This window comes from Terrisporobacter othiniensis (assembly GCF_000808015.1).
Taxonomy (GTDB): Bacteria; Bacillota; Clostridia; order Peptostreptococcales; family Peptostreptococcaceae; genus Terrisporobacter; species Terrisporobacter muris.
In genome coordinates this window covers 43,116-61,024 of sequence record NZ_JWHR01000161.1, presented here as the reverse complement: position 1 = coordinate 61,024, position 17,909 = coordinate 43,116, and the positions used below count along the sequence as shown (strand labels likewise).

The following is a 17,909-nucleotide window of genomic DNA, read 5'->3' as shown; positions in this document are numbered from 1 at the left end:
ATGAGATTTATATCAAAGTTAATTCCAAATAATATAAGAGAAACTATAAAGGTTCTAATAAATTATGTTTATCCTAGAAATATAACTTGCATAATTTGTGATAATCCCATAAAACTAACTAACTCTTATTCTCTTTGCAGAAGTTGTTTTAAGGAGCTAAATTTTATTTTTGATGGATGTAATAAATGTGGCAAACCTATAGTAAATAGAAATTTGGAAAGAGAAAGCTTAATTGAGTGTAACTATTGTTATAATAAAACTTTTTACTTTGATAAAGTAATCTCTTGTATAGAATATGATGATATAAGTAAAAAATTAATTTTAGATTTTAAATATAAAAGTAAAACTTATTTGTGCAAATATATAGCGTGCCTAATGGAAGAAAAGTTTTTGCTAGAAGGTATAGAAGCTGACTATATATTATTTGTTCCTTTACATAAAAAAAGACTAAAAAAAAGGGGATTTAATCAAGCAGAAAAAATAGCTAATAAATTAGGCGATTTACTAGATATACCTATATTGGATTGTATTAGCAGAGTAAAAAATACAAAAAAGCTATACAAGCTAAATAAAGAAGATAGAGAAAAAGAATTGAAAAATGGATTTAAGATAAAAGAGAATATTAATCTTATAGAAAATAAAAATGTAATATTAATTGATGATATTTTTACTACAGGATCAACAGCAAATGAAATATCAAAAGTATTGAAAATGAACTCTGTAAATAGTATATGTATATTTACATTACTAACAACTTGTGTAGATGTATATATAAAGGAATAAAATTCTATTGACAGAATTGTTTTAAGCCGTTAAAATAGTAATATGTTTCAGGTCTGTGGTTGCAAGTCCAAGCCAGACGCAGGCTAAAGGATCCACGTAAGTTAACACTAAAAATTGGGTTAATGATCATGGTGCGTCTTAGATGTAAGACCTACCGGTATTAAAATCGAGATGGTTAGTAGTGAGGCAAACCCGAGCGAAAGCTGCAGTAGGCGAGTGTGGGGTCAAAGACCAGGTCAGCTGAAACAAAAAGTACCTGATAGGTACTTTTTTTTATAAAAAAAGAAAACGATTTCTAAAAAATATTGATAGATATCAATAAAATTGCATAATATAGAAATATATATCTATATTAAGAAAAATTTCTCAAGATTATATAAACAAGAATGAAATAATAATTATACTAGATGGATCAAGTAATTAACAATATATAATTATTATATGTGGATAAATATAAAGTATTAAAATTAGATAATATACACGGTCATGAAAGTTATCAACAAAGTTATCAACATTATCCACAAAGGGTGTTAATTAATAATCCACATTATTCTAAAAGTAAATAAAAAAATACATAAAACTATTTTTTACGACAGTATATAAAAAAATAAAAAGTTAACAATAAAAAAAAAGGAGAAAGATAATTAATGTAGAATATATTATTAAAGCATAAATACTAATACACAAAGTAAAGTATAAAATTACACATGCTTTACATAAGTGAAGGGAGATGTTCTTATGAAAGTAATAATATCAGGAAAAAAATTAGAGCTTACAGATGGAATCAAAACTGCAATAGAAGACAAGTTAGGTAAGTTAGAACGTTATCTTAATCCAGAAACTGAAGTAAAAGTAACTGTAAGTGCAAAAAAAGCAACTCAAAAAATAGAAGTAACAATTATCCCTATAAGTGGACCGATAATTAGAGCAGAAGATAGTGAAGAAAATTTATATGCTGCTATTGATGTTGTTTATGATAAGCTTAAAAAGCAAATAAGAAGATATAAAAATAAACTACAAGATAAACATCAATCTAAGGGTGAAAGTATTAGATTCCAAATGGATGAAGGAATAGAAGAATATGATGATGAAAGCTTAGATATAGTAATAGAAAGACGTAAAAAGTTTGATATGAAGCCAATGAGTCCAGAAGAGGCAGTATTACAAATGGAATTAATAGAGCATGGATTCTATATGTTTAGAAATATAGATAGTGATGAAATATCTATAGTATATAAACGTGAAGATGGTGGATATGGATTAATAGAGCATGAATAAGATAATTAATTATTAAAAATATTCAAGGCTATCGATAATTTTATCGATAGCCTTTTTAAGTGCTAAGAAATTATATATTTAAGTTTTGAAAAATAAATAAAGGTTTATACTATTAATATGCAGATTATTGAGTAAATAACTATATTTTGTTATTATATAAAATGTAATATGAAAAATTTAACAAATATGAAGGTCTATAATATAGGGGAAGAAAAGGAGCTGATATTTTGACAGAAATATTACTTATTATAGTAATAGTGCTTTTAATCATAAATATCTTCGTATGTACAAGAGCTAAGGATATAAATATAGACAAACTTAGTGAAGATATGGAAAAGAAGTTCGATAGTATGGAAAAATCATTTAGACAAGAATTTTATACAAATAGAGAAGAATCAAGAAGGAATGAACAAGAAAATAGACAAGAAATGAAAGTTTCTATAGATAGTTTGACATCATCTATATCAAGACATATTATGAATCTATCTACACTTCAGCAAAATCAATTTGATATAAATTCTAAGAGTTTAGAGAATACATTGAATTCTTTTAATGAAAATATGATGAAGAGTTTGGACAATCTTGCTCAGTTACAAAATGAAAAGTTAAGCCAATTAACCAAGGTCACAGAAGAAAAATTTACAGGATTAACTAAATCAACAGAAAATAATCTGGAAAAGATGAGAATAACAGTAGATGAAAAGTTACAAAGTACTTTAGAAAAAAGACTAGGTGAATCATTTAAGATGGTTAATGATAGATTGGAACAAGTCTATAAAGGATTAGGAGAAATGCAAACTTTAGCAACAGGAGTTGGAGATTTAAAAAAAGTACTTTCTAATGTTAAAACAAGAGGTGTTTTGGGAGAAATTCAGTTAGAACGCATATTAGAACAATTCTTAGCGCCAGAACAATATGCCCAAAATATTATTACGAAAAAAGGGTCCAGAGAAACTGTAGAATTTGCAATAAAGCTTCCAGGTAAAGATGAAATAAAGGATACTATATATTTACCTCTAGATGCAAAGTTTCCTTTGGATATATATAATAAATTAATAGATGCTTATGACGAAGGAAGTCAAAAATCAATAGATAGTGCATCGAAGGAATTAGAAAGATTTATCAAAAAATCAGCTAAAGACATTAGAGATAAGTACATAGATCCACCAAATACAACAGATTTTGGAATTTTATTTTTACCAACAGAAGGTTTATATGCAGAAGTTATTAAACGTCAGCAGTTGGTAGAAGATTTACAAAGAGATTTTAAAATTAATATAACAGGACCAACAACTTTAATAGCCCTTTTAAATAGTTTACAAATGGGATTCAAGACTTTAGCAATAGAAAGACATTCTAGTGAAGTATGGAAAGTTTTAGGCGCGGTTAAAACCGAGTTTTCTAAATTTGAAACAGTATTAAATGCTGCACAAAGTAAATTAAACCAAGCTAGTTCAGAAATAGATAAATTAGTAGGAACTAGAACTAGACAGATTAATAGAAAGCTAGAAAGTGTTGAAAAACTAAGCCATGACCAGGCTTATGAATATATAGCACCATCAAAAGATGATGAATTTTAAATAAATATTTAAGAGTGGTTAAAACTATAATAATAAAGTATGATTATACATAATTAAGTTAATATTTAATATTAAATCATGACTTTTTATGTTAAAATGTATAATAGTATAATAATACAATGAGGAGAGATGCATAGAATGGGTTTTTTAGATAGTTTATTTAACATGGCTGATAAAAAAGAATTAAAAAATTTCCAAAAGATTGCTGAAAAAATCGATGAGATGGAATCAAGGTTCGAGTCTATGAGAGACAAAGAACTTAAAAATATGACAAATGAATTTAAAGAAAGATTATCAAATGGTGAAACACTAGACGATATATTACCAGAAGCTTTTGCAGTAGTAAGAGAAGCATCTAAAAGAGTTTTAGGACTTAGACAATATGATGTTCAGCTTATAGGTGGTATGGTACTTCATCAAGGGAGAATAGCGGAAATGAAAACTGGTGAAGGTAAAACTTTAGTTGCTGCAGCACCAGTGTATTTAAATGCCCTTGAAGGTAAAGGTGTGCACGTTGTTACAGTAAATGACTACTTAGCAAAACGTGATAAAGAAGATATGGGTAAAGTTTATGAATTTTTAGGGCTTAGCGTAGGTGTTATAGTTCATGGACAAACTCCAGAAGTAAGAAGAGAACAATATAATTGTGATATTACATACGGAACTAATAATGAGTACGGATTCGATTATTTAAAGGATAACATGGTTATTCATAAAGAACAAAGAGTTCAAAGAGAATTAAACTATGCAATAGTGGATGAGGTTGACTCTATATTAATAGATGAAGCTAGAACTCCTCTTATAATATCTGGACCTGGGGATAAATCTACACATTTATATACAGATGCAAATACATTTGTATTAACATTAAAAGCTCCAAGTAAAACAGAACAAGAAAAAACTAAAGAAGAAAAAGAATCACATTTCTCAGACGGAGATTATGATATAGATGAAAAACAAAAAGCTGCATCTTTAACTGAATCAGGTATAAAGAAAGCAGAAATTTACTTTAATGTTGAAAATATAACTGATATAGAGCATACGGAACTATATCACCATATAACTCAAGCATTAAAAGCACATGCCATAATGAAAAAAGACGTAGATTATGTAGTTAAAGATGGCGAAATTATAATAGTTGATGAATTTACTGGACGTTTAATGTTTGGTAGAAGATATTCAGAAGGTTTACATCAAGCAATAGAAGCTAAAGAAGGATTACATGTGCAAAGAGAATCTAAAACTCTTGCAACTATAACATTCCAAAACTTCTTTAGAATGTATAAGAAACTTTCTGGTATGACTGGTACAGCAAAAACAGAAGAAGAAGAATTTAAATCAATATACAAAATGGATGTTGTTGTAATTCCTACAAATAAGCCAGTGCAAAGAGAAGATTTACCAGATGTAGTTTACAAAAACGAAAATGGTAAATTTAATGCAATAGCAGATGAAATATTAGAGAGAAATAAAAAACAACAACCAGTACTAGTTGGTACAGTATCAATAGATAAATCAGAAAAATTAGCTCAAATTCTTAAGAAAAGAGGAATAAAGCACGAGGTATTAAATGCTAAAAACCATGAAAAAGAAGCTGAAATAGTTGCTCAAGCTGGTAGACTAGGTGCTGTAACTATAGCGACTAACATGGCTGGTCGTGGAACTGACATTATGTTAGGTGGTAACCCTCTATTCTTAACTAAAAAAGAACTAAAGAGACAAGGATTTACTGAATCTGCGATAAAAAGAGTAGATACTCATATAGAAGAAAGTGAATTAGCAGAAAATGAAGAATTAGCAAAAGCTAAGCATACATTTGATGATTTATATGAAAAATATAAAGAACAAGCTAAAAAAGAGCAAGAAGCAGTTAGAGAAGCTGGTGGTTTAGCAATCATAGGTACAGAAAGACACGAATCTAGAAGAATAGATAACCAGTTAAGAGGACGTTCTGGACGTCAAGGTGATCCAGGTAGTTCAAGATTCTATATTGGATTAGACGATGAACTTATGAGATTATTTGGAAGTGAAAGAATACAAGGTGTAGTAGAAAAAATTGGATTAGAAGAAGATATGCCAGTTGAACATAAAATGCTAACTAGATCTATAGAAAATGCTCAAAAGAAAGTTGAAGGAAGAAACTTCGGTATAAGAAAGCACGTACTACAATATGACGATGTTATGAATAAACAAAGACAAGTTATATATGATGAAAGAGGAAGAGTTTTAGAGGGCGAAGATATAAATGAGCAAGTTCAAGGTATGATAAAAGAAATTATTAACTCTTCAGTTACTGCTTATGTAGGAGACAAGGGTATAGAATTAGAAAACTTAAAATCATATCTATATGGATTATTTATGCCAACGGATAGTTTAGAAGTAGAAGGGCTAGAAGAATTAAATACACAAGAACTAAGCGATAAAATTTATGAAATAGCTCATGATATATATAGAGAAAAAGAAGAGCTAATAGGTTCTGAAAGAATGAGAGAAGTAGAAAGAATTATACTTCTTCAATGTGTTGATAATCACTGGATAGATCATATAGATGCAATGGATCAATTACGTCAAGGTATAGGTCTTCGTGCTTTAGGACAACAAGATCCAGTTATAGCATACAAAATGGAAGGTTTTGATATGTTTGATGATATGGTTAAGCATATTCAAGAAGATACAGTAAGATATTTATTCAATATAACTATAGAGCAACAACCAAAAGAAAGAAAATCAGTTGTAGATGTTGATAAATTAGCATCACCAAGCGATTTAGCTGATAAATCTCCTGTAGTTAAAGAAAAAACTGTAGGAAGAAATGAACCTTGCCCTTGTGGAAGTGGTAAAAAGTTCAAACATTGTTGCGGAAAATAGTATGGAGGGTTCCAATGCTAAATGAACAAGAATATAGACAAGAATTACAACAAATGTCTTCAAATTTAAAAGATTTGAGGGTTTCTCTTTGACATAGATGGTTTGAATAAAGAAGTTGAGTCGTTAGAGAATGAAATATCAAAGCAAGAGTTTTGGAATGATAATGAAAGAGCTCAGAAAATATTACAAAAAAATAAATCTTTAAAAGATACTATAGAAGAATATGAAAGTTTACAAAATGGACTGGAAGAAATAGAGATATTGCTAGAGATGGCAATGGAAGAGGATGATGATTCTATTGAAAAAGAAATAGAATCATCTATCCAAAGTATTCAAAATGAATTAGATAAGGTAAGAATAAAGACTCTTTTAAATGGAGAATATGATTCAAATAATGCCATATTATCTATTAATGCAGGTACTGGTGGGTTAGATGCTCAAGATTGTGCACAAATTCTTCTTAGAATGTACACAAGATATGCAAATAACAAAGGATTTAAAGTTAAAACTTTAGATTACTTACCAGATACTGAGGCGGGAATTAAAAGTGTAACCTTATTGATAGAAGGTTTAAATGCTTATGGATATTTAAAAAGTGAAAAAGGTGTTCACAGAATTGTAAGGATATCGCCTTATGATACATCTGGAAAAAGACATACATCTTTTGTTTCAGTGGATATTACTCCAGAATTGGATGATGATATTGATATTGAATTAAATCCATCAGATTTAAAAATTGATACTTATAGAGCTTCTGGTGCCGGAGGTCAGCATGTAAATACTACAGATTCTGCAGTTAGGATAACTCATATACCTACAGGAGTAATTGTTCAGTGTCAAAATGAAAGATCTCAGCTAATGAACAGAGAGACAGCTATGAAAATGCTAAAAGGGAAATTAATTCACCTTAAAGAATTAGAACAAAAAGAAAGAATAGAAGATATACAAGGTAAATATTCTCAAATTACTTGGGGAAGCCAAATAAGATCCTATGTTTTTCAACCCTATAAATTAGTAAAAGATCACAGAACAAACTGCGAAGTGGGCAATGTGGATAGTGTACTAGATGGAAATATAGATTTATTTATAAATGAGTATTTAAAAATGAACAAAATTAATAAATAATTAAAACATAGGGCTTGAGAATGATAATATTCTTAAGCCTTATTTTTAGAAAGAAGGTTCAAATTGAATATTAATCAAATTTTAAAATCAGAGTTTAATCTAAGAGATGAACAGATTGAAAATACTATTAAACTTATAGATGAAGGAAATACAATACCTTTCATTGCTAGGTACAGAAAAGAGATAACAGGAGAAATGAGTGATGTTATCTTAAGACAGTTTAACGATAGATTAACTTATTTAAGAAATTTACAATCTAGAAAAGAAGATGTAAAAAGAATCATAGAAGAACAAGGAAAACTTACAGAAGAAATCCTAAAAAGCTTAGTAAAAGCGAATACTTTACAAGAGGTTGAAGATATATATGCTCCTTTTAAACAAAAAAAGAGAACAAGAGCAACAATAGCTAAGGAAAAAGGATTAGAAGACTTGGCTTTATTAATTTTAGAAAAAAATATAGTTGATATAGATTATGAGGCTGAAAAGTTTATAGATGAAGACAAAAAAGTTTTATCTGTAGAAGATGCACTTAAAGGTGCTAACGATATAATTGCAGAAATAATTTCTGATAATGCAGAAATAAGAAAGTATATAAGAGAAAATGCTTTAAAATATGGGGTTATAGTAACAAAAAATGCTAAGGATGAAAAATCTGTTTATGATATGTATTATGACTTTAGTGAGAGAGTAAGTAATATGGCCTCTCACAGGGTTCTAGCAATAAACAGAGGAGAAAAAGAAGAGTTCTTAAAAGTTAAGCTAGAAATAGATAATGAGAGAATTTTAAAATATATAGAAAACCAATATGTTAATAAAAATAACTTTAAGAATAAAGAAAAATTAGTTGCAGCCATAGAAGATGCTTATAAAAGATTAATTTTCCCATCCATAGAAAGAGAAGTTAGAAATCATTTAACTGAGTTAGCTCAAGAAAGAGCAATCAATGTATTTGGAGAAAATATAAAAAATCTTTTATTACAGCCACCTTTAAAAGGAAAGGTAGTTATGGGATTTGATCCTGGCTATGTAAATGGATGTAAGATAGCTGTAGTTGATGCAAGTGGAAAATTCTTAGATGAAGCTATAGTATATCCACACAAACCACAGGGTAAAGTAGAGCAAACTAAGAAAACATTAAAAAGATTAATAGAAACACATAAAATAGATGTTATAGCGATAGGAAATGGTACTGCTTCTAGAGAATCAGAAGGTCTAATATCTGATTTAATAAAAGAGTTAGGTGTAGATACTCAATATATTATAGTAAATGAAGCTGGAGCATCGATTTATTCTGCATCTGAACTTGCTGCTGAAGAACATCCGGATATAAATGTTTCCATAAGGGGAGCTATATCTATAGGTAGAAGACTTCAAGATCCTCTTGCAGAACTTGTTAAAATAGATCCAGAAAGCATTGGTGTTGGTCAATATCAGCATGATTTAAATAAAAAAAGACTAAAAGAAGTTTTAGACGGCGTAGTAGAAGATTCTGTAAATAAGGTAGGTCTAGACTTAAATACAGCTTCATACTCACTTTTAGAACATATAGCTGGAATAAGCAAAGCTGTAGCAAAAAATATAATTACTTATAGAGAAGAAAATGGTTCTTTTAAATCAAGAACAGAACTTAAAAAGGTAAAGAGATTAGGACCTTCAGCATTTGTTCAATGTGCTGGATTTATGAGAATAGAAGACGGTAAAAATCCATTGGATAATACAGGTGTCCATCCTGAAAGCTATGATACTTGCAAAAAAATGTTAGATATATTGGGATATTCTTTGGATGATGTAAAAAATAAAAATATATCTGATATAGAAGAAAGAGTAGAAAAAATAGGTTTAAAACAATTAAGTGAAAATCTAGGTACTGGAGAAGTTACTTTAAGAGATATCATTTTAGAAATTAAGAAACCAGGTAGAGACCCTAGAGAAGAAGATGGAATGAAACCTATACTTAGAACGGATGTATTAAAAATAGAAGATATAAAAGAAGGTATGATATTAAAAGGTACAGTTAGAAATGTTGTAGATTTTGGTGTTTTTGTTGACATAGGGATAAAAAATGATGGTTTGGTTCATAAATCACAAATGAGTAATAAATTTGTAAAAGACCCAATGGAAATTTGCTCTGTTGGAGATATAGTAGATGTTAAAGTAATTGGAATAGATTTAGATAAACAAAGAGTTGCTTTATCTATGAAGCTTTAATAATGGAGGAGAATAAGTGATATTCATAAAAAATGGAACAATAAATACAGTAACTAAAGGAATAATAAATAGTAATATTCTTATTGATAATAAAAAAATAGTAGAAATAGGAAATGAGATAGTAGCGCCTTTAGATGCTCAAATAATAGATGCTAAAGGATGCTTAGTATTCCCAGGATTTATAGATGCACATACTCATTTAGGACTTTGGGAAGATGGTATGGGGGCTGAAGGAGCTGATGGTAATGAAGAAACAGACCCTGTGACTCCTCATCTAAATCCTATTGATGGAATAAATCCAATGGATAGAAACTTTACAGAAGCAGTTCAAGGTGGAATAACAGCGGTTTGTACAACTCCTGGTAGTGCTAATGTAATGGGTGGACAATGCATAGCTATAAAAACTTTTGGTAGAATTATTGATAAAATGGTAATAAAAAATCCTGTAGCAGCTAAAATTGCTTTTGGAGAAAATCCAAAGAGTGTTTATGGTAGTGACGATAAAACTCCACAAACAAGAATGGCTATAGCGGCTTTAATTAGAGAAAATTTAAAAAAGGCAGAAGAGTATCTAGAAGAAGTTGAAAGATGCGAGTTGGAAGAAGATGATGAAAGTAAGCCAGAGTATGATATTAAATACGAAAGCTTAATACCTGTACTAAAAAGGCAAATTCCTCTTAAAGCTCATGCTCATAGATCCGATGATATGTTTACAGCAATAAGAATTGCGAAAGAGTTCAATTTAAGGTTGACTTTAGATCATTGTACAGAAGGGCATTTAGTATCAGAAGAATTGGTTGAGGAAGGATATCCAGTAATAGTAGGACCTTCACTTTCAGAAAGATCTAAAATAGAGCTACGTAACTTAACTTTTGAAACAGCAGGAATTCTTTCAAATGCAGGTTTAGAAGTTTGTTTGATGACAGATCATCCAGTTGTCCCTATACAATATCTTCCTATATGTGCAGGGATAGCAATAAAGCATGGAATGAAAGCAGAAAAAGCGTTGGAAGCTATAACAATAAATCCAGCGAGAGTGCTTGGAATAGATAATAAGGTTGGATCTATTGAAGTTGGAAAAGATGCAGATATAGTTATTTGGGACAATAATCCGTTTGAAATAAATAGTAATGTATTATACACAATAATAGATGGAAAAATAGTTTATAAGAAAAATAAATAAACTTAAGTCATACTTTGGATTTTGATGTCTAAAATATTATGTTGACATAATGAATTCATTTAATTATTATAATAATATAAGTGAGAAATTAAAAAAACAGAAGATCTTCGGGGCAGGGTGAAATTCCCTACCGGCGGTTATAGCCCGCGAGCTACTTAGGTAGCATGATTTGGTGAGATTCCAAAGCCGACAGTACAGTCTGGATGAGAGAAGAGAATTATGATATATACCATAATCCATTTTGAATATTCATAAGACTCGAAGGTTTTAATTCTTCGAGTTTTTTTAATTTCAAGAAAATATTTAAAATTGGAGGTTATATTATGCAAAATGCAGCTAGAAAACCAGGGTTATCATCTACTAAAACTATAGCAAAGGTTGGTATTTTATCAGCAATAGCTTATGTTCTTATGTTTATATCAGTACCCTTGCCCATATTCCCATCATTTCTAAAAATAGATGTATCGGATATACCAGCAATATTTGGTGGGATGTCTTTAGGTCCAATGGCAGGACTTGTAATAGTTGTAGTTAAAAATTTTCTTCAAGGAATAACAGCTAGTACTACTGGAGGAGTGGGAGAATTTGCAAATGTAGTAATAGGTGGATCTTATGTATTAATGATATGTCTATTTTATAGAAAATTTAAAAGTACAAAAGGTGTATTATTCGGAGGATTAATAGGTATAATAGCAATGACTATTGTGGGATGTATAGTGAACTATTATATAATGATGCCTTTATATGCAACAGTATATGGTATGCCATTAGAACAAATAGTACAAATGGGTACAGTAATAAATCCAAGAGTCACAGATTTATTTACTTTTGTAATATGGATGATTGCACCATTTAATATAGTAAAAGCTGGTCTAATGACAATAGTTACATTGCTGCTGTTTAAGAAAATGGAAAAATTACTTAGTAAATAATTAATTTTATAAAATAAAGAAGAGCTTATAAAGCTCTTTTTTTAATGTAAAAAAAGTAGAATATAGATAACCCCTTTATTATAAGGGAAGGTTATTATATAATAATATCTAGTTGTATAGGAAAGAAATGACTTAAATAATAGATAATTTGACAATAATAATTAATAAGATAAAATTTAAAGATACATAAATAAAGGATTTTAATGGTGATATAAATGAAAAAGATTTATTTAGATAGAGAAGATAAGACTAGAGCGATTGGAGAAAAGTTAGGTAAACTACTTTTTCCAGGTGCTATAATTTGTTTAATAGGAGATTTAGGAGCGGGAAAAACTACAATGACACAAAGTTTAGCTAAATCTTTAGAAGTAGAGGATTACATTACAAGTCCAACTTTTACTATAGTAAATGAGTATGAAGGTCGTATGCCTTTATATCATTTTGATGTGTACAGAATTGGATGCAGTGAAGAAATGTACGATATTGGATTTGATGAGTATATAGATTCAGAAGGTGTATGCATAATAGAATGGGCAAATATAATTGAAGATATACTACCAGAAGATTACTTAAAAATAGAGTTAAATTATAAAGAAAATGGAAGAGAAATGGTATTAACACCATTTGGCAAAAAATACGAAGAAATAGTTGAGGAGTTGACTAAATAATGAAAATATTAGGAATAGATACTTCTACTATGGCTGCAAATGTAGCAGTTTTAGAAGATGATAAATTAATTTGTGAATATACTATAAATACTAAAAAAACTCATTCACAAAAACTAATGCCTATGATAGAAAATATGTTGAAACTTAGTGATATAGAAGTAAGGGATATAGATGCTATAGCTATATGCGTTGGACCAGGTTCTTTCACGGGACTTAGGATAGGAATGGCTACGGCAAAAGCCATGGCTCATGTAAATAATATTCCTTTAATAGGTGTAAATTCTTTAGAAATACTAGGAGCTAATATGGACCTTTGTAATAAAAAGATATGTTCTATATTAGATGCACAGAGAAATCAAGTTTATACTTGTAAATACATAGTTGAAGGAAATAAAATCAAAGCATTAGAGGAAATAAACATTATCCCAATTGATGATTTGTTAGAAGAATTATCTAGTACAAATGAAGAATGGGTATTAGTAGGTGAAGCTGTATATAAATATAAAGAAAAAATACAGGCTATATCAAATATCACTATACCATGTCCATCAAATAACATAACGAAGGCAAGTAGTTTATGTGTTGTAGCAAGAGATAAATTTGAACAAAATATAGAAGTACATAATTGTTATGATATAAATCCAATGTATATAAGAAAATCTCAAGCAGAAGAACAATACGAAGAGAAGCAAAAGAGGTTAAGAGATGGAAAATAATATAATAATAAGATCTATGACAAAGGACGATGTGGACTCAGTTTACATAGTTGAAGAAAATTGTTTTACAGATCCTTGGTCAAAGGAATCAATTAGAAAAGAGTTAAAAAATGATTTAGCTAGGTATTTAGTAGCTGAATTGGACAATAAAATTGTAGGATATGTGGGCGTTTGGTTTGTAGTAGATGAAGGTCATATTACAAATGTGGCAGTACATAGTGACTATAGAGGAAAGAAAATCGGAGATAAGCTTGTAAAAGAAATGGTAAAACTATGTGAAGAAAGTAAATTAGTAGCTATGACTTTAGAAGTAAGATCATCTAATACAGTAGCCCAAAATTTATACAGAAAGTATGGATTTAAAATGGGTGGCATAAGAAAAGAATATTATAGTGATAATAAAGAAGATGCCATCATTATGTGGAACCAATTAAATGAGGTGTAAAAATGAAGGATATAATAACGTTATCGATGGAAAGTAGTTGTGATGAAACAGCAGTTGCAATCTTAAAAAATGGTAGAGAAGTATTAGCAAATATAGTATCTACTCAAATTGAATTACATAAAAAATTTGGAGGCGTTGTACCAGAGGTAGCTTCTAGAAAACATATAGAAAATATAGATGCAGTATTTCAAGAAGCGATAGATACAGCAAACATTAAATTAGAAGATATAGATCACATATCTGTTACGTATGGACCTGGACTTGTGGGAGCATTACTAGTTGGACTTTCTTATGCAAAAGCATTAGCATTTTCGCTAAATAAACCACTTGTAGGAGTTAATCATATGCAAGGTCATATATGTGCAAACTATATTGAACATAAAGACTTAAAGCCACCATTTATAACTTTAGTTGTATCTGGAGGGCATACTCATTTAGTACAAGTTAAAGATTATAATGATTATGAAATTCTAGGAAGAACAAGAGATGATGCATCAGGGGAAGCTTTTGATAAAATAGCAAGGGCTATGAATTTAGGATACCCAGGTGGACCAATAATAGATAAGTTATCCCAAATAGGAAATAAAAATGCTATAGATTTCCCAAGAGCTTATATAGATGATTCGTATGACTTCAGTTTTAGTGGACTAAAATCGGCAGTACTAAATTATTTAAATGGTCAAAAAATGAAAAATAAAGAAATAGTAGTAGAGGATGTGGCAGCATCTTTCCAAGAAGCTGTTGTAGAAGTACTTGCTACAAAAGCAATAAAAGCTGCTTTAGAAAAAAATTATAAAATAATTGCCTTGTCAGGTGGAGTTGCAGCTAACTCAGCACTTAGAGAAAAAATATCTGAAATGGCAAAAGAGCATAATATAGAAATTAAATATCCATCATTATCGTTATGTACAGATAACGCAGCCATGATAGGTTGTGCAGGATATTATAATTATATAAATGGCAAAAGAGATGATATGTCTTTAAATGCTGTACCAAATTTAAAAATTGACACAATTTAATTTTAGGAGGAAATTTATTATGAGTATTCAAAGATTTGAAGGTAATGGAAGAATGAGCAATGTTGTTATAAACAATGGAGTAATGTATTTATCAGGACAAGTATGTGCAGAGGGAGATATAAAAGAACAAACTGCTGGAGTTTTAGCTAAAATAGAAGACCTATTAAATAAATATGGTTCTGACAAAGAAAATATATTATCAATAACTATATACTTAAAAGATATAATAAAAGATTTCGCTGATATGAACTCTGTTTATGATGCATGGACAGTAGATGGGCATGAGCCAGCTAGAGCTTGTGTAGAAGCTAAAATGGCTAGAGAACAATTATTAGTAGAAATGTCAGTTGTTGCAGCTGTAAAATAGAAAAAGTCCCAAAAGGGACTTTTTTTATACTAACTCTTCCCAAGCTTCATAAAGGGAAGATAGCTTTTCTTCGAAATTAGTTTTTTCTAAGCTAACTTCTTTAGATTTAGACGGATTAGAATAGACCTCTTCTTGACATAAAAGATGATCTAATTCTTCTATTTTTGCTTCAGTTTCTTCTATTTCTTGCTCGATGTTTTTAATTTTATATCTATTTTTCTTTTCTTTTTCTCTTTGTTCTTTTTCTTTTCTTTTTTCATCTTTTAACTGAGTTTTAGTTTTTTCTTCAACTTCTACAATGGCAGACATTTCTTCAGTTTCTCTTTTTTTATTAATATAATAATCATAGTTTCCAAGATACTCTGTTATACCATCTTCACCTAAAACTAGTATTTTATTTACAACAGTATTCAAGAAATATCTATCATGAGAGATAGTAAATATAGTACCAGTATAGCTTTCTAGAGATTCCTCTAAAACTTCTTTAGAATCTATATCTAAATGGTTAGTAGGTTCATCTAATAGTAAGAAGTTTGCCTTAGATAATATTAACTTAAGGATGGCAATTCTAGCTCTCTCTCCACCACTTAAAGTAGAAATCTTTTTAAACACTTCTTCGTCTTCAAATAATAAAGAACCTAACATATTTCTTATTTCTGTTTGAGTTAATTTTTCATTACTATCCCAAATTTCATCTATAATAGTATTATCTAGATTTAGAGTTTTTTGTTCCTGATGGAAGTAAGAAACATTAACATTAGTTCCAAGCTTGAAATCACCACAAATAGGCGTAAGTTCTTTCATTATTATTTTAAATAATGTGGATTTTCCTATACCATTAGGACCTATAAGAGCAACTTTTTCGCCTCTATATATATCAAAATTTACACCTTTAAATAAAACTCTTTCATCATAAGCCATAGATAAATCTTCCACATGAAGAACATCATTACCACTAGATACAGCAGGGTTAAAGTGAATCTTGGCTTTTTTTCTATATGCCTCAGGCTTATCTAAAACATCTACTTTATCTAAAGCTTTTTCTTTACTACGAGCTCTTTTTAAATGTTTTTCCCTTCCATAGGCTTTTAACCGATCTATAGATTCTTCTTGTTTCTTTATATCTTTTTGTTGGTCTTCATATTTTTTTAACTCAAGTTCTTTTTCAACTTTAGATAATTCTATAAATTTAGAGTAATTACCATTGTAAGTTTTTAATTTTTTGTTATGAATCTCAAATACTCTATCAACAACTTGGTCTAAGAAATATCTATCATGGGATATTAGCATAACAGTTCCTTTATATTGTTTAAGGAATAACTCAAGCCATTCTATGGCTTCTGAATCTAAGTGGTTGGTAGGTTCATCCAATAGTAATAGAGTTGGTTTTTTAAGAAGTAGCTTTCCTAAAAGTACCCTAGTTTTTTCACCACCAGACAAAATATTTATGGGTTTGTCCATATCTTCATCCTTAAAACCTAACCCTTTAAGAACACCTTTCGCTTCTGATTTATATCCGTAACCATTTTTAGAAGCAAAATCCTCTAGAGTATGAGAATAATCATTCATAAGTTTTTCTAAAATAGGAGAGTTATCTTTGCTACCTTCTTCAGCAATTTTATGCTCCAACTCTCTTAAATAATTCTCCATATCTATTAATGGTTTGAAAACCTCTAAGACTTCTTCTAATATAGTATTATTAGAAAGGAAGTTAGTATTTTGTTGTAAATATCCGATCTCGCAATCTTTAGAAGTATATATATCCCCATCATCGTATCCATATTCCCCAGATATTATTTTCATCAATGTAGTTTTACCAGTACCATTTATACCGATAATACCAATTTTATCTCCTTCATTTACTGTAAAGCATATATTTTCTAAAATAGAATCTATTCCAAAACTCTTATATAAGTTATTACACGATAAAACAATCATAAATTTATACCTCCTTGAACTATCTAAAATTATAATGTTTTGATATAATATAATCAAGAGTGTTATACTATTAACAAGAATAAAAATAACTAAATAATTATACTGGGGGTGGACTAATGGCTAATAAAAATATTTCAATGGCCGTTATCAGAAGATTGCCTAAATATTATAGATATTTAGGAGACTTATTAAGTAAGGATATACAAAGAATCTCTTCTAAAGAGTTAAGTGATATAATTGGATTCACTGCCTCACAAATTAGACAAGATTTAAATAACTTTGGAGGATTTGGTCAACAAGGATACGGGTATAACATTGAAGACTTGCACAAAGAAATAGGAAAGATATTAGGTTTAGATACGTCATATAGTGCAGTGCTTATAGGTGCGGGAAACTTAGGTCAAGCTATAGCTAACTATTCAGGATTTAAAAATGCAGGATTCGAAATAAAAGCATTATTTGATGCTAATCCTAAAGTAATTGGATTAAAAATAAGAGATTTTGAAATATTAGATTCGGATTTTATAGAAGAATATATAAAGTCAAATAATATAGATATCGGAATTTTATGTGTTCCTAAAAATGGAGCTCAGCAATTAGCTGATAGATTAGTTAATGCAGGAGTAAAGGGGATTTGGAATTTTGCCCCAATTGATTTAAATGTTTCTAAAGAAGTAATAGTAGAGAATGTTAACTTAACTGAGAGTTTATTTACACTTTCATATTTAATGAAAGAAGACGAGCTATAAGAAAAATAATGATTTATAATTAAAAAAGCTATTCAAATTATTAAATAATT

General features: G+C 29.3%; 15 protein-coding genes and 1 riboswitch. Of the genes, 14 read left to right on the top strand and 1 reads right to left on the bottom strand.

The window, feature by feature from the left end; translation table 11 throughout:
- The 13 genes from QX51_RS18635 (at position 1) to QX51_RS18575 (ending at position 15,172) form a co-directional block, all read left to right on the top strand.
- A complete protein-coding gene (locus QX51_RS18635) occupies positions 1-783 on the top strand; it encodes a ComF family protein (protein WP_039681402.1) in 783 nt (260 codons plus the stop codon).
- Positions 784-1,521: 738 nt separating this feature from the next.
- Positions 1,522-2,061 carry a ribosome hibernation-promoting factor, HPF/YfiA family gene (gene hpf / locus QX51_RS18630; protein WP_039681401.1) on the top strand — a complete coding sequence of 180 codons (540 nt, stop codon included), beginning with the start codon at positions 1,522-1,524 and terminating at the stop codon, positions 2,059-2,061.
- A 227-nt stretch (positions 2,062-2,288) separates the two neighbouring features.
- Positions 2,289-3,641 carry a DNA recombination protein RmuC gene (locus tag QX51_RS18625; protein WP_039681400.1) on the top strand — a complete coding sequence of 451 codons (1,353 nt, stop codon included), beginning with the start codon at positions 2,289-2,291 and terminating at the stop codon, positions 3,639-3,641.
- 138 nt (positions 3,642-3,779) lie between these two features.
- Positions 3,780-6,509, top strand: coding sequence for a preprotein translocase subunit SecA (gene secA / locus QX51_RS18620; RefSeq protein ID WP_039681399.1), 2,730 nt, complete (start codon positions 3,780-3,782; stop codon positions 6,507-6,509).
- A 14-nt stretch (positions 6,510-6,523) separates the two neighbouring features.
- Positions 6,524-7,634, top strand: a protein-coding gene (prfB, locus tag QX51_RS18615; protein WP_139045098.1) for a peptide chain release factor 2 whose coding sequence is annotated in 2 segments (ribosomal slippage) — positions 6,524-6,598 and positions 6,600-7,634 — 1,110 coding nt in all. Because the reading frame shifts where the segments join, the coding sequence is not laid out codon by codon here.
- A 63-nt stretch (positions 7,635-7,697) separates the two neighbouring features.
- Positions 7,698-9,842, top strand: coding sequence for a Tex family protein (locus QX51_RS18610; RefSeq protein WP_039681398.1), 2,145 nt, complete (start codon positions 7,698-7,700; stop codon positions 9,840-9,842).
- Positions 9,843-9,858: 16 nt separating this feature from the next.
- Positions 9,859-11,025: an amidohydrolase gene (locus QX51_RS18605; RefSeq protein WP_039681397.1), complete on the top strand. Its 1,167-nt coding sequence runs from the start codon at positions 9,859-9,861 to the stop codon at positions 11,023-11,025.
- 99 nt (positions 11,026-11,124) lie between these two features.
- Positions 11,125-11,244: riboswitch (FMN riboswitch) on the top strand.
- Positions 11,245-11,348: 104 nt separating this feature from the next.
- A complete protein-coding gene (locus QX51_RS18600) occupies positions 11,349-11,957 on the top strand; it encodes an ECF transporter S component (protein ID WP_039681396.1) in 609 nt (202 codons plus the stop codon).
- A gap of 215 nt (positions 11,958-12,172) precedes the next feature.
- On the top strand, positions 12,173-12,625 hold the full coding sequence (gene tsaE / locus QX51_RS18595; RefSeq protein WP_039681395.1) for a tRNA (adenosine(37)-N6)-threonylcarbamoyltransferase complex ATPase subunit type 1 TsaE: 453 nt from the start codon (positions 12,173-12,175) through the stop codon (positions 12,623-12,625).
- Complete coding sequence (gene tsaB / locus QX51_RS18590; protein ID WP_039681394.1) at positions 12,625-13,341, top strand: tRNA (adenosine(37)-N6)-threonylcarbamoyltransferase complex dimerization subunit type 1 TsaB; 717 nt, start codon at positions 12,625-12,627, stop codon at positions 13,339-13,341. The genes tsaE and tsaB overlap by 1 nt, the downstream gene beginning before the upstream one ends.
- The gene (gene rimI / locus QX51_RS18585) at positions 13,331-13,786 is read left to right on the top strand and encodes a ribosomal protein S18-alanine N-acetyltransferase (RefSeq protein WP_052233172.1); all 456 of its coding nucleotides are present in this window, start codon (positions 13,331-13,333) and stop codon (positions 13,784-13,786) included. Before tsaB ends, rimI begins: the two co-directional genes overlap by 11 nt.
- 2 nt (positions 13,787-13,788) lie before the next feature.
- On the top strand, positions 13,789-14,805 hold the full coding sequence (tsaD, locus tag QX51_RS18580) for a tRNA (adenosine(37)-N6)-threonylcarbamoyltransferase complex transferase subunit TsaD (protein ID WP_039681393.1): 1,017 nt from the start codon (positions 13,789-13,791) through the stop codon (positions 14,803-14,805).
- 19 nt (positions 14,806-14,824) lie between these two features.
- A complete protein-coding gene (locus QX51_RS18575; RefSeq protein ID WP_039681392.1) occupies positions 14,825-15,172 on the top strand; it encodes a RidA family protein in 348 nt (115 codons plus the stop codon).
- A gap of 24 nt (positions 15,173-15,196) precedes the next feature.
- Here QX51_RS18575 and abc-f read toward each other — a convergent pair whose 3' ends face one another.
- Positions 15,197-17,110, bottom strand: a complete 1,914-nt coding sequence (gene abc-f / locus QX51_RS18570) for a ribosomal protection-like ABC-F family protein (protein ID WP_039681391.1) — start codon at positions 17,108-17,110, stop codon at positions 15,197-15,199.
- Between the two features lie 116 nt (positions 17,111-17,226).
- Between abc-f and QX51_RS18565 the strand changes: the two genes are divergently transcribed.
- Complete coding sequence (locus tag QX51_RS18565) at positions 17,227-17,859, top strand: redox-sensing transcriptional repressor Rex (RefSeq protein WP_039681390.1); 633 nt, start codon at positions 17,227-17,229, stop codon at positions 17,857-17,859.
- The last annotated feature ends 50 nt before the right edge of the window (positions 17,860-17,909 follow it).

Excerpts from the sequence above, each read along its gene's own strand:
- tsaD (WP_039681393.1), top strand. The coding sequence starts at position 13,789 with ATGAAGGATATAATAACGTTATCGATGGAAAGTAGTTGTGATGAAACA.
- hpf (WP_039681401.1), top strand. The coding sequence starts at position 1,522 with ATGAAAGTAATAATATCAGGAAAAAAATTAGAGCTTACAGATGGAATC.
- QX51_RS18575 (WP_039681392.1), top strand. The coding sequence starts at position 14,825 with ATGAGTATTCAAAGATTTGAAGGTAATGGAAGAATGAGCAATGTTGTT.
- QX51_RS18635 (WP_039681402.1), top strand. The coding sequence starts at position 1 with ATGAGATTTATATCAAAGTTAATTCCAAATAATATAAGAGAAACTATA.
- QX51_RS18565 (WP_039681390.1), top strand. The coding sequence starts at position 17,227 with ATGGCTAATAAAAATATTTCAATGGCCGTTATCAGAAGATTGCCTAAA.
- secA (WP_039681399.1), top strand. The coding sequence starts at position 3,780 with ATGGGTTTTTTAGATAGTTTATTTAACATGGCTGATAAAAAAGAATTA.
- tsaB (WP_039681394.1), top strand. The coding sequence starts at position 12,625 with ATGAAAATATTAGGAATAGATACTTCTACTATGGCTGCAAATGTAGCA.
- QX51_RS18600 (WP_039681396.1), top strand. The coding sequence starts at position 11,349 with ATGCAAAATGCAGCTAGAAAACCAGGGTTATCATCTACTAAAACTATA.
- rimI (WP_052233172.1), top strand. The coding sequence starts at position 13,331 with ATGGAAAATAATATAATAATAAGATCTATGACAAAGGACGATGTGGAC.
- abc-f (WP_039681391.1), bottom strand. The coding sequence starts at position 17,110 with ATGATTGTTTTATCGTGTAATAACTTATATAAGAGTTTTGGAATAGAT.
- tsaE (WP_039681395.1), top strand. The coding sequence starts at position 12,173 with ATGAAAAAGATTTATTTAGATAGAGAAGATAAGACTAGAGCGATTGGA.